Annotated in this window: 16 protein-coding genes and 1 other RNA gene; 4 read left to right on the top strand and 13 right to left on the bottom strand. The window is 47.4% G+C overall.

Features of this window, described 5'->3' with window-relative positions:
* Nucleotides 1-133: 133 nt before the first annotated feature.
* The 4 genes from DQN52_RS10455 to DQN52_RS10440 all read right to left on the bottom strand — a co-directional run bounded on the left by DQN52_RS10455 (nt 134) and on the right by DQN52_RS10440 (nt 3,097).
* Nucleotides 134-913 (bottom strand): TatD family hydrolase, encoded by a 780-nt coding sequence (locus DQN52_RS10455; RefSeq protein ID WP_003787590.1) that lies wholly within the window; start codon nt 911-913, stop codon nt 134-136.
* A 226-nt stretch (nt 914-1,139) separates the two neighbouring features.
* Complete coding sequence (locus DQN52_RS10450) at nt 1,140-1,532, bottom strand: PilZ domain-containing protein (protein WP_003787592.1); 393 nt, start codon at nt 1,530-1,532, stop codon at nt 1,140-1,142.
* 50 nt (nt 1,533-1,582) lie between these two features.
* A complete protein-coding gene (gene holB / locus DQN52_RS10445) occupies nt 1,583-2,581 on the bottom strand; it encodes a DNA polymerase III subunit delta' (protein ID WP_003787593.1) in 999 nt (332 codons plus the stop codon).
* A 12-nt stretch (nt 2,582-2,593) separates the two neighbouring features.
* The gene (locus DQN52_RS10440; RefSeq protein WP_003787595.1) at nt 2,594-3,097 is read right to left on the bottom strand and encodes a DUF1841 family protein; all 504 of its coding nucleotides are present in this window, start codon (nt 3,095-3,097) and stop codon (nt 2,594-2,596) included.
* A gap of 99 nt (nt 3,098-3,196) precedes the next feature.
* Between DQN52_RS10440 and ssrA the strand changes: the two genes are divergently transcribed.
* Nucleotides 3,197-3,562, top strand: a transfer-messenger RNA (tmRNA) gene (ssrA, locus tag DQN52_RS10435).
* Between the two features lie 68 nt (nt 3,563-3,630).
* Here the strand turns inward: ssrA and argA are convergent.
* From argA to mgtE, 4 genes are all read right to left on the bottom strand, one after another.
* Nucleotides 3,631-4,950 carry an amino-acid N-acetyltransferase gene (gene argA, locus DQN52_RS10430; RefSeq protein WP_003787597.1) on the bottom strand — a complete coding sequence of 440 codons (1,320 nt, stop codon included), beginning with the start codon at nt 4,948-4,950 and terminating at the stop codon, nt 3,631-3,633.
* Between the two features lie 76 nt (nt 4,951-5,026).
* Complete coding sequence (locus tag DQN52_RS10425; protein WP_003787599.1) at nt 5,027-5,821, bottom strand: hypothetical protein; 795 nt, start codon at nt 5,819-5,821, stop codon at nt 5,027-5,029.
* Between the two features lie 15 nt (nt 5,822-5,836).
* Nucleotides 5,837-6,724 carry a 50S ribosomal protein L11 methyltransferase gene (gene prmA, locus DQN52_RS10420; protein ID WP_003787600.1) on the bottom strand — a complete coding sequence of 296 codons (888 nt, stop codon included), beginning with the start codon at nt 6,722-6,724 and terminating at the stop codon, nt 5,837-5,839.
* Nucleotides 6,725-6,846: 122 nt separating this feature from the next.
* Nucleotides 6,847-8,280, bottom strand: a complete 1,434-nt coding sequence (gene mgtE, locus DQN52_RS10415; protein WP_003787603.1) for a magnesium transporter — start codon at nt 8,278-8,280, stop codon at nt 6,847-6,849.
* Nucleotides 8,281-8,583: 303 nt separating this feature from the next.
* Between mgtE and DQN52_RS10410 the strand changes: the two genes are divergently transcribed.
* The 3 genes from DQN52_RS10410 (at nt 8,584) to DQN52_RS10400 (ending at nt 10,476) form a co-directional block, all read left to right on the top strand.
* Nucleotides 8,584-8,832, top strand: a complete 249-nt coding sequence (locus DQN52_RS10410; RefSeq protein ID WP_231954140.1) for a transposase family protein — start codon at nt 8,584-8,586, stop codon at nt 8,830-8,832.
* A 27-nt stretch (nt 8,833-8,859) separates the two neighbouring features.
* Entirely contained in the window at nt 8,860-9,426 is a 567-nt protein-coding gene (locus DQN52_RS10405) for an ISAs1 family transposase (protein WP_071461637.1), read from the top strand.
* A gap of 219 nt (nt 9,427-9,645) precedes the next feature.
* A complete protein-coding gene (locus DQN52_RS10400) occupies nt 9,646-10,476 on the top strand; it encodes a substrate-binding periplasmic protein (protein ID WP_003791064.1) in 831 nt (276 codons plus the stop codon).
* A gap of 73 nt (nt 10,477-10,549) precedes the next feature.
* Here DQN52_RS10400 and nagZ read toward each other — a convergent pair whose 3' ends face one another.
* From nagZ to leuC, 5 genes are all read right to left on the bottom strand, one after another.
* Entirely contained in the window at nt 10,550-11,632 is a 1,083-nt protein-coding gene (gene nagZ / locus DQN52_RS10395; RefSeq protein ID WP_003787608.1) for a beta-N-acetylhexosaminidase, read from the bottom strand.
* A gap of 75 nt (nt 11,633-11,707) precedes the next feature.
* Nucleotides 11,708-12,346 carry a 3-isopropylmalate dehydratase small subunit gene (leuD, locus tag DQN52_RS10390; protein ID WP_003787610.1) on the bottom strand — a complete coding sequence of 213 codons (639 nt, stop codon included), beginning with the start codon at nt 12,344-12,346 and terminating at the stop codon, nt 11,708-11,710.
* 87 nt (nt 12,347-12,433) lie between these two features.
* Complete coding sequence (locus tag DQN52_RS10385) at nt 12,434-12,646, bottom strand: peptidyl-dipeptidase (protein ID WP_003787613.1); 213 nt, start codon at nt 12,644-12,646, stop codon at nt 12,434-12,436.
* A 425-nt stretch (nt 12,647-13,071) separates the two neighbouring features.
* On the bottom strand, nt 13,072-13,212 hold the full coding sequence (locus DQN52_RS10380; protein ID WP_003791058.1) for an entericidin A/B family lipoprotein: 141 nt from the start codon (nt 13,210-13,212) through the stop codon (nt 13,072-13,074).
* Nucleotides 13,213-13,348: 136 nt separating this feature from the next.
* Entirely contained in the window at nt 13,349-14,755 is a 1,407-nt protein-coding gene (gene leuC, locus DQN52_RS10375; RefSeq protein ID WP_003787616.1) for a 3-isopropylmalate dehydratase large subunit, read from the bottom strand.
* Nucleotides 14,756-14,778 lie beyond the last annotated feature (23 nt).

Raw genomic sequence — 14,778 nt, 5'->3', positions numbered from 1 at the left:
TTTTATATGGCGGATTTAATTTATAGTGAATTAAATTTAGATTAGTACAGCGTTACCAACTCCCTTATGTACTAGTTGTACACGGCGGTCGTTGTCGCCTTGTCCTAATCGAAATTTAATCCACTATACTACATTAAGCAGCCTGCAACGGCTTCACTTTATCAAACAAACGATAAAAATTCGCGCTGGTTGTGGCGGCGATGTTTTCTAGCGAATCGCCACGCAGTTGTGCCAAAAATTCGGCGGTGTGGCGCACATAAGCAGGCTCATTAGGTTTGCCGCGATGTGGGGCTGGGGCTAAAAATGGTGCATCGGTTTCCACCAAAATGCGGTCTAGCGGACAATATTGCGCGGCGGCTTGAATGGCTTTGGCGTTTTTGAACGTGAGTATGCCCGAAAAAGAAATATAGCCGCCCATGTCCAGCACCGCTTTGGCAAAATCGGTATCTTCGGTAAAACAATGGATTAGTATTTTTTCGGCTTGTTGTTCGCGCAACAGGCGGAGTGTGTCGGCAGCGGCATCGCGTGTATGCACAATCAACGGTACTTGGGCGCGTTTGGCGGCGCGAATGTGTGTGATAAAACGGTTGTGCTGCCACGCCAAATCGCCCTCGCACCAATGGTAATCCAAACCTGTTTCGCCAATGCCGACCACTTTGGGGTGTTGCGCGTGTTGCACCAATTCGTTTTCGGAGAACTCGGCAGCGGTTTCGCTATCGGGGTGAACGCCCACGCTGGCATAAATGTGTTCGTGCGCTTGGGCTAGGGCAAACACTTCGTCAAAGGTGTTGCGGCTCACGCTAATGGCAAGGGCTTGGCGTACTTGGTTGGCGGTCATGTTGGCGAACACTTCGGGCAGGCGGTTGGCAAGTCCTTCAAAATTGATGTGGCAATGGGAGTCTATTAAAAACATGATGTTATGTATGATTTAAAAAGCAGCCCTGAACCCTTTGCAAAACCATCTTTGGTGCATTTCTTCGTGATGCGCTTCTCTAATGCTTGACAATATTTCAATATTGCCTGCGCGTTATACGATGCTATCACTTTGAACTGCACTCAAATCTGGGGCTTTGCAAAGGGTTCAGCCTGCACTTTGAATCCAGCAAAAAGTGCAGGCTGCTTTGTGGTTGCAAAATAGTTTACAGCGTATAAGTAGCGCGTTCGTTTGCCAGCAAGCCCGACAAAATCGCTTCAAACAAGGCTTTGGCTTTTACGCCCGAATCGTCCGAACTAAATGCCAAGCCGATGCCTTTGGGGCGACCGCTCGCGCTGGGATTGGCGTTAATCCAGCATACATTGGATTTGATGAACAATTTATCGGTACGCGCAGGGCCAACCAATTCCAATACCAACAACACTTCTTCGCCCATTGTGAATTTGTCGTTAGACGGCAAAAACACGCCGCCGTATTCCAAAAACGACATATAGCTCATGTAAATAATCGGTTTACTTTCCAAGCGTAGTTGCAACATACGACCTGGTGCGCTAGCTGGGGCGGCGGCAGGTGTGGCTTGCGGAGCAGGAGAACTCATAATAATTCCTTCAAAACAACAAATAAATAAAAAATGCAGGCTGCTTTTGTTTATTTAGACTTCGCAGTCAGCATCAACAAATATTCGCCCAATAAATTTTCGGCTTGCATTTTAACATTGAGACTGTGATGTCCGTAAGGGTGCAAGCGATTTAGCTGGGCAATCAACGCAAAAAGTGTGGCAGGATTGGTTTTTTGCGCCATACGTTGCAGGCTGCTTGCGTGGTGCGGATAGTACAACGGTGGCATAGATTGCGTTGCCAAAGACATATCAATCAACCATTTATGTAGCCAATCCAACAGCACCGCCAACGGTAATTTTTGTTTATCAAATTCTGCTGCGTAATCCAAAATCGCCAGCAAACGCGGTTCTGCCAAAATCGCCAACAAACGCTCGCGCAAATCATCTTGCTCGGGATTGTGTTCAAACAACGGCGCGTGGCTGTGAAATGCCAGTAGCTGCTCGGCTTGTTCTGCGTGCTCGGGCTGCTGGTCGCGCCAATAGTGCAAGGCTTGTTCGGGCGATGGCGCAGGCAAGGTCAAAGCGCGACAACGGCTTTTGATGGTGGGCAACAAGCGGTCGCGGTTGTGCGACACCAGCAAAAAAACCACAGCTTCGGGCGGCTCTTCCAGCATTTTGAGCAAAGCATTGGCAGCCTGCACATTCATGCTTTCGGCAGGATAAATCAGCACCACACGCCGTCCGCCACGCACCGAAGTCTGCGTTAAAGGCTCTAAAATCGCGCGAACGGCATCGATTTTGATTTGTTGCAATTTACGCGCATTGCCTGTTTCGCTGCTATCGGGCTGTTCGGGCGTGAGCGAATAAAAATCGGGGTGCGCGTGTTGGGTAAACAAATGACACGATGGACATTGCCCACACGCTTCGTGATTGGATTGTGGCTGCTCGCACAACAAGGCTTGGGCAAAATGCGTGGCAAATGCGCTCTTGCCTGTGCTTTCTTTGCCAACCAGCAACCATGCGTGATGTAGCTGCTGCCAATGCTCGGTCAGTTGTTGCCAAGCGGTTTGATGCCAAGGGTAAATCATGTGCAGGCTGCCTTATTTTCGCCAGCTAATTTTGTCGGACAAAGGAACTTCGTGCGGATTGATTCGCGCATTGTCTTCCTGCCCCAAATTAACCAGTTTTCGTAATTTGGTTATATAGTTATTAACATCTAGTCCACGCCCAAAGCGTTGCGCTTCCCACAGCGTTTCTGCCAAGGCTTCCATCATATCGTGTTCGGCGCGAACCCAATCGTCATTGTATTTGGCGCACAGTTGCGCGTGAATGTCGCGTATGCCAAACGGCTGGTCAATCGCCACTTGCTCTTGAATCGATAAGTGCATAGACAAATGCAAAAATGGGTTGCTTTCGCCTTTATCGGGTGTCCATTCGTAGTCCAAATATTGCTCAATATTGTCCAAAATGGGCGCGTATTCGGTGTGCGCTTGCAAAATGCGTAAGGCTTTGGTTTGCAGCGCGTCCAGTTGCACGGGCGCGAAACGCAATCGCCACACATGGGCAAAAAATTGGCGAACATCGTGGGTGTTTACGTCATACATATCCAAGCAGCCTGCACTTCTATACAAAATAAAAGCGCGTATTATAAAGGATTGTTTTGCAGGCTGCTTAAAACTTGTGTACAATCGCCATTCTCATTTGGGGGCGACTTTGGTTTCGACGGGGGTTGCAAAGCAAATGCGGGCATACCGAGTTCTCAGAGACTCGTAAAACACTGAATCAAAATAGTCGCAAACGACGAAACTTACGCTTTGGCTGCTTAATGCCAAGCTGTTGCAGCAGTTGGTCGATGGACTGTGTAGGGTCAAACCTACGGCAACATCATTTTACATTGACTGGTTTTGTGTCGGGTTACTTGGCACAAAATAAGATTTAAGGTAGCTGGTTTTCTGAAAGCCTGTCTGTCGGCGCGATGAAGACGAGACTTTTAAGTTGGCAAGACTAAGTATGTAGAACGCTTTGTAGAGGATTTTCGGACGGGGGTTCAATTCCCCCCGCCTCCACCAAATATCAAACACCTGAAAATTTTTGGATTTTCGGGTGTTTTTTTGTTTGATGTTGTGCAGGTTGCTTTTTATCCTCCCGCCAAATCCAACACAAAAATCTTCGATTGTCGCGCTTGGGCAAGATATTGTTCACGCCGCTCGTTAGGCAAATCGGCAACGCTTGCTGGCACAAAACCGCGCTCCTGAAACCAATCGGTTGCGCGAGTGGAAAGCGCGAATAATCGTGTTTTGCCCTGCGCTTTGGCTTCTTGCACCAAATGTGCCAGCAAATGCTCGCCATAACCACCGTCTCGCGCGTGTTGCGACACGGCAAGACACGCCAATTCTGCGGCATTGGCTTGGTTGGCAAAGGTTTTCAATTCCACGCAACCGCTAATCTGGCGGTCGTGTTCCAGTACATAAAACTGCGCCAAATGCGCTTCCAAATATTCGCGGCTGCGCGGCAACAACACGCCCTGCTCGGCAAGGGGCTGAATCAGCGCGATGATGTCGGCAATGTCGCGGCTTTGGGCGCGGCGAATGTGGATAAACGGATTTTGGGCGATAGATGTGCCTGCACCGTGTCGCGTAAACAATTCGCGCAATAAATCGCCCTGCTGCACGCCCGATAGAATTTGTACGCGCGATATGCCCTGCTGCACGGCATCAATCGCGGTTTGCAGCAAATGCGTTTGATGCGGCAAGATTTGTTGTTCGCGCAATAATTGTTGTGCTTGTTCGGCGGTCAATTCGGAGTGCAGGCTGCTTTGCGCGTTCATGATGCCTGATTCGGGTATCAAAAAAATCAATTTTTCGGCGGACACGGCTTGTGCGATGTGTTGGGCGACTTCGTCCATTGGCAAATGGTAAATTTGCCCACTTGCCGATGCGGCGAGCGGCGACACTAGCACCACTGAACCATCGTTAAGCGCGTGGGTGATGCCTGCGCCATCTACTTTTCGCACGCCGCCTGTGTAGAGCATATCCACGCCGCCTAACACGCCCAGCGGTTTTGCCGATAGGAAATTGCCTTGTGCAATGCGTAGGCGTGGCGTGCGTTGCGGCGAGTGGGCAAATCCGAGCGACAAAGCAGCCTGCACATCGTAATTTAATTCGCCGTTAATTTGTTTGACCCAGCGGATTAGGGTTTCATCGCAAATCAGCCGTTGCGATTGTTCGCGTATGATGTATTGATTTTGTTGGCATAATTGGCGCAACTGGGTGTCCACGCCATGCACCAGCACCAAGCGTACACCCAATGCGGCAAGCAAATTCAAATCGGCAGCCAAAGTCGGCAAAATAGACGGCTGCAACAAGGCACTCGCCAGCCCAACCACCACAGTTTTGCCGCGCAAATAGTGAATATACGGCGCGGCTTCACGAAAAGCGTGAACAAAAGTATTTTCCATAAACACCTAATAAAAAGCAGCCTGCATAAAAAAAACGCGGCTTTCAACACCGCGTTTTTCAATCAACCAAACCAATCTACGCGCCCAACAACACCCAGTAAAACAACTGCATCACCAGCACTGCCATTGCAGCAATCGTGGCAATCGTCCAGTTGGTGTCGTTTGCTGCTTGCACCACCACAGGCGCAACCGCAGCAGGATTGACTTGTGTGCTAGGCAAGCCGCCTGCCGCGATTTGCGTGGACGGCAACGACATACCCTGACCATCGCCCACCAGCGTGAATACCAAGCTATCGGTATGAATCGTAATATTATTTTGTGGCGAATCCGCACTCAAAGACGCGCTCATCGCAGGCGTGTTCACCGCAGGCTGTACCGAAATTTGTGGCAACTGCGCATTCACGCTGTCTCTGTCCATTAGGTTAAACGCAAACGGCTCGCCCACTTCGGCAAAAGTCGGCTTGTCGGCGGCTTTCGGTTCGCGGTAGGTAAGCGGTTTTTGTGCGTGTTTTATCGCGCTCATCGCGGCAACGGTTTTAACCAGTTTGGGCGATTGCGGTGGCTCGGGCAGCACTTCGGGTTCGGCTTTTTTGGCGACTTCTGCATCGCGCGATTTGCCAAAACCAAACCAAGAACGCACGTGCTGCTCGGCATCATCGTCCATGCTAGTGGACGATTTTTTTGCCGCAGGTGCAGGCTGCTTTTCCTGCTCAATCACATCATTTTGTGCTTGCTTTTTGGACTTTTTGACCAGCTTAAACGAATAATCGCAATGCGGACACAAAGCCTGACCGTCACTTTTTTTCAAATCTTTGGTATCCAACGACACTTGCTCGGTGCAGTTGGGGCAGCTAACAGTAATTTTACTCATTGCTATTTCTTTCCATTATTTCTTCGTGCCACTCAAACACGCCCAGCCTTGCTCGGTTTGCGCTGGGTGCATATCAAACCATTGGGCATAAATCGCGCTCATTTCGTCAATTTGCTCGTCTAGCAAACCCGACAGCACAATGCGTCCGCCTGTTTTGGTGCGGCTTGCCAACATTTCGCCCAGCATACGCAATGGATTTGCCAAAATATTGGCAACCACGACATCAAATTGCCCAGCAGGAACTTGGTCTGGCAAATAAAAAGCAGCCTGCACTTGGTTTTGCGCGGCGTTGTCGTTGCTGGATTTAATCGCTTGTGGGTCAATGTCCACGCCTGTTGCGCTGCCTGCACCCAGTTTGAGCGCGGCAATCGCTAAAATGCCCGAACCGCAACCGTAGTCCAACACGGTTTCGCCGCCTTTCAGGTTTTGGTCTAGCCATTGCAAACACAAATGCGTGGTTGGGTGGCTGCCTGTGCCAAACGCCAAACCTGGGTCAAGACGCAAGTTAATCGCGTTGGCATCGGGCGTTTCGTGCCAAGTGGGCGTTATCCACAAACGCTCGGAAATGCGAATTGGGTCAAACTGCGATTGAGTCAAACGCACCCAATCTTGTTCTTCTAGCGATTCTACTTCATACGCAGGCAGTGGCATTTCGGCTTCTTGAGCGGCGGCGGCAATAGCAGCCTGCACATCGGCATCGGCATCAAACAAAGCAATAATGCGGCTTTGCTGCCAAATTTGATGAGACGGCATATCGGGTTCGCCAAAAATCGGCTGTTCGGCATCGGTGCCTGCGAATGCGTCTTCAATCGCGCTGGACAATGCGCCGTGGTTCATGAGCGCGTCTGAAAACGCTTCGGCTAGGGATTCGGGTAGGGGAATGTAGGCTTGTTGGTAGGACATAGTGGTCAGTCTGTGCAGGCAGCCTGCACGTTAAATTCATAAAAAAATGAGCGTATTTTAACGTAAACAAGCAGCCTGCATGGGATTTTTTACGCGAAATCGGATGCAGGCTGCTTGATGCGTTACAACAAAAACACAGTCGCCAAACCCAAGAAAATCAAAAATCCGCCCGAATCGGTAACGGCGGTAATCAAAACCGAGCTGCCCAATGCAGGGTCGCACCCCAGTTTTTCCATTGCCACAGGAATCAACACGCCCAACACGGCGGCAAGCAGCAAATTGAGCGTCATGGCGGCAACCATCACCAAGCCAATGCCCACGCTGCTATACAGCAACCACGACACCAAGCCCATGACGCTACCCCAAATCAAGCCGTTTACCAATGCCACGCCCACTTCTTTTTTAAGCAAGCGAGCAGCCTGCGCGGTAGAAATTTGCGCGTTTGCCATGGCGCGGACAATCATGGTAATGGTTTGATTGCCCGAATTACCACCAATGCCTGCCACAATCGGCATCAAGGCAGCCAGCGCAACAATTTGGGCGATGGAATGCTCAAACGCGCCAATCACGCGGCTGGCAACAAACGCGGTTACTAAGTTCACTGCCAACCAAACCCAGCGATTTTTAACTGAATCCCACACAGGCGCGAACAAGTCTTCTTCATCGCTCAAACCTGCCATGTTCAACATATCGGCTTCGGTTTCTTCGCGAATAACGTCCACCATTTCGTCCACCGTTAAGCGGGCGATGAGTTTTTTGTTTTCGTCTACCACAGGTGCGGTAATCAAGTCATAACGCTCAAACGCGGTGGCGGCTTCCACCACATCATCGCTGGGGCGGAATTTGACGACTTCTCGCGCCATGATGTTTTCCACCAAATCTTCGGGGTCGGCAACCAGCAATTTGCGAATGGGCAACACGCCTTGCAAGATGTCGTGGTCGTCCACTACAAAGATTTTGTCGGTGTGGTCGGGCAGGCTGTCAAAGCGGCGCAAATAACGCAGCACCACTTCGCAGGTAACATCGGCACGAATGCTGACAATATCAAAATTCATAATCGCGCCGACTTGATCGTCTTCGTAGGACAAAGCAGCCTGCACTTGGGCGCGTTCTTCTTCGTCCAAATCTTTTAGGACTTCTTGCACCACGTTGTCGGGCAAATCTTCCACCAAATCTGCTAAATCGTCTGCGTCCATGTCTTCCATAGCCGCAACCAATTCTTGTGTGTCCATGCTTTCAATCAGGCTTTCGCGCACGGCATCGGACACTTCTAGCAACACGTCGCCGTCTTCTTCGGGAATCGCCAATTTCCACACCAACACGCGCTCTTTGGGTGGCAAACTTTCTAGCACCAACGCCACATCGGCTGGGTGCAATTCGTGCAGCACGCCAATCAGCATTTGCAGCTGGGCGTTGATGAGTGGTTCTTCTAGCGTGTTGTTTTCGGTGATGAAGCTATAAAACGGTAATAACTGTGATGCGAGTTTGTGGATTTGTTCGATGTCGGCAGCCATGCGTTCAGCATCGTTGGCAAATTGTGGTTGATTTTGTTCCATAAAATACTCCGCCTGCCTGCTGGCAAGCGAACCATTCAGGCAAGATGATTAGGGGTGTTGAATAATAATTGCGAACAAACTGGGAAGGTCGTCCATATTGTTGTGTGCCGTGTGGCAAATGGTTGAAAACGGCGCGTATTGTACACGAAAAAGTGCAGGCTGCTTTGTTAATCTAAAAGCAGCCTGCACTTTATTTAATAGATTTTCTGTGAAACAAGTGTTTCATCAGCCGTAAGGTGGGATAAATCCCAGACCTGACAAGTTTTAAATTAAAAGTATAATGCGCGAAGTTTAAACAACCAAATGGACAACACCATTCATTCACTAGAAGAATATTTCGCTCGCATACCCGATACCAGACGTGGAGCAGGCAAACGCTATAATCTAGCCAAAACACTTACAGTCATTGTCGTTGCCATTTTGGGCGGTGCGAAAGGTAATCGCGAAATAGGTGCATTCCTTTCTAATAATATTGATGAATTAAAACAATATCTTGCATGGGATAGAGATAATACACCCAGTTACGAAAAAATCCGCACATCAGAAACCTAGAGACCAAAGGTTTGGTTTTGACATTAGATGCCTTACATTGTCAAAAAAAGTCTCGTAGAGATTGATGAATTGGGGCAGTTTTACGTTGTGGGTGTTAAAAAAGGCGCAATCCGATTATTCAAAGAGTTTCAAGAACTTCAGAATAATCAAATACTTTCCAAAATTCAAACAACGGAAAGACAGAAAGGCGCACAAATTCAACGTGAAGTTGCTCTTTATCCATGTACACAATGGGTTAGCCAAAATTGGCAATCATCTAAACGCATGATTGTTGTTACAAATACGAAAATAGAAGCAGATGGTTCGCGCAAAGTGGAACAACACTTTTATTTAAGTAACTATCATCATGATAATGTAGAATTTTTTGCTAAAACGATTCGCAACCATTGGGGTATTGAAAATAATCTCCACTGGGTTAAAGATGTTCACTTTAAAGAAGATAACTCTTTAATTCGCAATAGCAATTCAGCATTTATTTATTCTATATTATTTAGTTTAGTGTTAAACATAGTACGGCTTTACGGTTACAAATCTTGGAAACCATGGTTAGCTCATTTTGCGAATCGCATTGACCGTATTGTGGCTGTTATTTAAAACTTGTCAGGTCTGGGATTTATCCCACCTTACGCATATATCAACATACCATGTGAATACCGCTCAATCCAAGAACTCAAATCACAAAAATATTCTTTTGATTAGGGCAGATTTAAAATGTCTCACACCCGTCAAATTCTGCTACCATACTACTGCGCAGTACCGTTTTAGTTAAAGTTTTACCACTTTTTAATCAACCTAAAAACAAGAGGTCTTTTTATGATTCGCCGCATTCTCCCTATATTGGTTCTTGCCATTTTAATTTCAGCCTGCGGTTCAGAAACGCCTTCATCTCAAAATTCAAATAATAGTGCAGCACCTGTTGCTTCCGCAGCCAATGTTGCCACATCTCCCACCGCCAATCCCAATATGGAAACATTATTGGTTGGCAGCGAAGTTCTCTATGAGCCATTTGAATTTAAAGATGAACACGGTCAGCCGCAAGGTTTTGAAATTGAAATGATGACCGAAATTGCCAAAGCTGCTGGCATGAATATTCAAGTGATTGATGTTCCGCGTAATACAGCGGAAACAACACTTAACAGCAACAAATACCAAGTATTTATTTCTGCCATGTCTCGTTCGCCTGAACGTCTTGAAAAATTAGATATGGGTGAACCTTATTTGGAATACGAACACGCCTTATATGTTTTGGATACGCCAGAAAATGCTAATTTGCGCACAATAGAAGATTTCAAAGGTAAAAATATTGCTGTTCACAAGGGTAGCAGTGGCAATATTGCCAAAATTAAAGAATGGGAAGCTAATCCTGTTTTATCAGACTCGTTCTTCTTGAGTCTGAAGAACACATCAGCAGATAAAGCAGATGCAACTTTGGGTGACTCGCGCGTTATGCAATATTATCTGACTAAAAATCCAGGCGTCAAAGCAAGGTTGATTATGATACGTGATGGCAAAACAGGTATTTCGTTTGCAGTTAAAAAAGGAAACACCACATTGCTTAACAAGTTAAACGATGGTTTGGCTAAAATTAAAGCTAATGGCACATTTGATGCACTGATAATTAAATGGTTTGGTAGCAAAGAATAATTCATTTTGTCATCATAAAAATGCAGGCTGCTTTTTCAATCATCAAAAAGCAGCCTGCATTTTCATTTAATCACTAAAACGCTTCCCCAACCTTAACCCCACCTGCCACATCTTTGGGCGAAGCCAGTTGCGCGGTCAAGGCTTGCGCGGCGGCAAATTCGGGCGTGTTCATCACTGATTGCGCTTGTTTGGGCGACAACGTGCCAGCCATGTTTTGCCAACGCGCTGCCAGATGCGGATTGTGTGGCGCAGCAAAATCTTGGCGCAATTCGTCCACCAAATCAGGGCGATTGCACACCAGCACAATATCGCAACCTGCGGCAAACGAAATCGCTGCACGTTCGCGAATGCCACCCACACCGCACGCGCCTTCCATCGTTAAATCGTCCGAAAAAATCACGCCGTCAAAGCCAATTTGTTCGCGCAACACGGTTTTGAGCCAATGGCTAGAAAACCCAGCAGGCTGGCTATCCACTTGCGGATACACAACATGAGCAGGCATAACCGCAGCCATGCCCTGCACTGCCAACGCAGCAAATGGCGCGATGTCGGCTTGCCACAATTCATCAAAATGACGATTGTCTTGCGGCAAAACATGATGACTGTCGCCCTCCACAAAGCCATGCCCTGGAAAATGCTTGCCACACGATTTCATGCCACCGCGATTTAAACCTTTTTGCAACGCCAATGCCAAATCCAGCACGATTGCAGGCTGCTTGTGAAAACTGCGGTTGCCAATCACAGCGCATTGTCCCCAGTTCAAATCCAGTACAGGCGTAAACGATAAATTCACGCCACACGCGGCTAATTCGGTTGCCAATACCCAGCCCACTTGCTCGGCAGCGTGTTGCGCGACTTCTGCGCCTTGCGTGTCCCACAATTCGCCCAACACGCTCATGGCAGGCAAGCGCGTGAAGCCTTGAATAAAGCGTTGCACACGTCCGCCCTCGTGGTCCACCGCAATCACAAGTTCTGGCGAGCGTAATGATTTGATGTCGTGGCACAATTTTTTAAGTTGGGCGATATCTTGAAAATTGCGGCGGAACAAAATCACACCGCCAATGGCTGGGTCTAGTAAGCGTTGGCGGTCGTCTGCGGAGAGTTCATAGGCGACAACGTCTGCCATGACTGCGCCACGTGGAAGTTGAATGGTCATTTAGTGGTTCTCTTATTCAAAATATCAAGCAGCCTGCACTTGATGGTTGATTCAAAGTGCAGGCTGCTTTTTGTATTAATTAAACAACCAAGGTTGCGCTTGTTTGCGTTTGGCTTCAAATGCCTTGATTTCGTCTTCGTGTTGCAAAGTCAAACCAATTTCGTCCAAACCGTTAAGCAAACAATGTTTTCGGTGTTCGGTAATGTCAAATTTGAACACATCGCCGCTGGGTGTGGTCAATTCCTGTTTTGCCAAGTCAATAGACAGTTGATAGCCCTCGTTAGCAAAGGTTTCTTGGAATAATTGTTCCACTTGCTCTTCGTTCAACACAATCGGCAACAAGCCATTTTTGTAGCAGTTGTTGAAGAAAATATCGGCAAAGCTCGGTGCAATCACAGCGCGAAAACCGTAATCGTCCAAAGCCCAAGGCGCGTGTTCGCGACTTGAACCGCAACCGAAATTTTTGCGCGTGAGCAGAATTTGTGCGCCTTGATAGCGTGGGAGATTGAGCGAAAATTCTGGGTTCAACGGGCGTTTGCTGTTTTCCATACCTGGTTCGCCGTGGTCAAGATAACGCCATTCATCAAAACAATTCACGCCAAAGCCGCTGCGTTTGATGGATTTGAGAAATTGTTTGGGGATAATGGCATCGGTATCGACATTGCTGCGGTCTAGTGGGGCAACAATGGCGGTTATTTGTGTAAAGGCTTTCATAGTTTGCGTTCTGTTTTATCTAAAAAAATAGTAAAAGAAGGTGCAGGCTGCTTGTTGACATTGCAAAGCAGCCTGCACTTTTATCCATTAACGGAAAGTTGGCACGCCGTTTTTGTACACACGTTGTGCTTCGCCGTGACGTGCAGTTTCCTGTTGTTGCTCGTCCAAGTCTTGTTTGGCTTTGCCTACTTCGTATTCTTTATGTTCCCACGAAGTCGCATTGCTGCTGATGTGGCTGCGTGTGTCAGCACAAGCTGCCAAAGTTAGAGTGATTACACCTAAAATCATTGCTTTTTTCATACAAAATATCCTTAATAAGTAAAATAAATAGAAAATAAAACAGAACAAAAAACATCATGCAATTATCGTGCAAATTTCTGTTTATTTTTTTAATTTAACGTTTTTTAACTTAATGGTTATTTGAAGTAGACGGCTCGGTTGAAATGTTTAGACATCTCGCTCGATAGTGAGCCATCAAATTCTGTATTTCCAAGTGAATTTATCGCCTAAAATTCAATTGGATTTTGAAGCTTGCATTTTATAGTGAATTAAATTTAGATTAGTACAGCGGTGCCAATTCCCTTATGTACTAGTTGTACACGGCGGTCGTTGTCGCCTTGTCCTAATCTAAATTTAATCTACTATAATTAATTTATTGAATTGATGCCAAGAAAATAAACGAATGCCCCGAAATACGGGGCATCCATTCAAAATCAAACGGCTGATTACATTGCTTGTTTAACTTCTTGAGCCGTATCGGTTACAGCATGGCCTGCTGCGCTAATGTCTTTGCCTGCGCCCGAAATGGTATTGCAAGCAGATAATACTGCCATAGAAGTCAATGCGATTAACAACAATTTTTTCATGTGTAGCTCCTTATAAAGAGTGGAAGTCAATTTGCAGTTGCCTGCACAAGCAGCATAACAAGATTGCATCAAAAAAACAAACTAATTTTTAAAAAACGGGTTATTTTTACGTTTTATAGTGCAGGCTGCTTTTGATTTACGCCATTTCGCGCACATCAACAAAATGCCCCATCACCGCCGCCGCCGCTGCCATTGCAGGGCTAACCAAATGCGTGCGACCACCATTGCCTTGACGACCTTCAAAATTACGGTTGGACGTAGAAGCACAGCGTTGTTGCGGTTCAAGGCGGTCAGCGTTCATCGCCAAGCACATTGAGCAACCCGGTTCACGCCATTCAAATCCTGCGTCAATAAAGATTTTGTCCAAACCTTCTTGTTCCGCTTGCTGTTTCACCAAACCCGAGCCTGGCACGATTAACACGCGCTGCACATTTGCCGCTTTCGTGCGACCTTTTGCCACTTTCGCTGCTTCACGCAAATCTTCAATGCGGCTGTTGGTGCAAGAGCCGATAAACACGATGTCCACAGGAATTTCATTCAATGGCGTGCCAGCCGTCAAACCCATGTATTCCAAAGCGCGTTCCATGCCAGCGCGTTTTACCGCGTCTTGTTCATCGGCAGGATTCGGAACTACGTTGCCGATTTCCAACACCATTTCAGGTGATGTTCCCCAAGTAACTTGCGGTTCAATGTCTTCCGCTTTGAAACGGTAAACTTGGTCAAATTCCGCACCTTCGTCTGAAACCAAAGTACGCCAATATTCAACCGCTTTATCCCAATCTTCGCCTTTTGGTGCGAATGGGCGACCTTTTACATAATCAATCGTCGTATCGTCCACCGCCACAATGCCCGAACGTGCGCCTGCTTCAATTGCCATATTGCACAAAGTCATGCGACCCTCCATGCTCAAACTGCGAATTGCCGAGCCGCCAAATTCAATCGCGTAACCCGTGCCGCCAGCCGTGCCGATTTGTCCGATGATGTAGAGAGCCACGTCTTTTGCGGTAACGCCAAATTTCAGGCTGCCTGAAACGTCAATCAACATAGATTTGGATTTTTTCGCGGTAATACATTGCGTTGCCATCGTGTGTTCCACTTCGGACGTGCCAATGCCGTGCGCCAACGCACCAAACGCGCCATGTGTAGAAGTGTGCGAGTCGCCGCAAACGACGGTCATACCAGGTAATGTCGCCCCTTGTTCAGGCCCCATAACGTGAACAATGCCTTGACCTTTATCCATAAATGGAAAATACGCCAATGCGCCAAATTCTTTAATATTGCTGTCCAACGTGTTCACTTGCAATTTAGAAATCGGGTCTTGAATGCCCTTATCCCAATCGCCTGTTGGCGTGTTGTGGTCGGCGGTAGAAACCACGCTGTCAATGCGCCATAATTTGCGCCCTGCCATTTTCAAGCCTTCAAATGCTTGTGGGCTGGTCACTTCATGCACCAAATGGCGGTCAATATACAGCAGCACCGTGCCGTCTTCTTCTTCGCGGACGATGTGGCTATTCCAAAGTTTGTCGTATAGGGTTTGTGCCATGACTTTGTCTTTATATATATCAA

This window comes from Kingella kingae, assembly GCF_900475905.1.
Taxonomy (GTDB): domain Bacteria; phylum Pseudomonadota; class Gammaproteobacteria; order Burkholderiales; family Neisseriaceae; genus Kingella; species Kingella kingae.
Note: the sequence above shows the minus strand (reverse complement) of the source record. Positions and strands in the feature narration are given on the sequence as shown.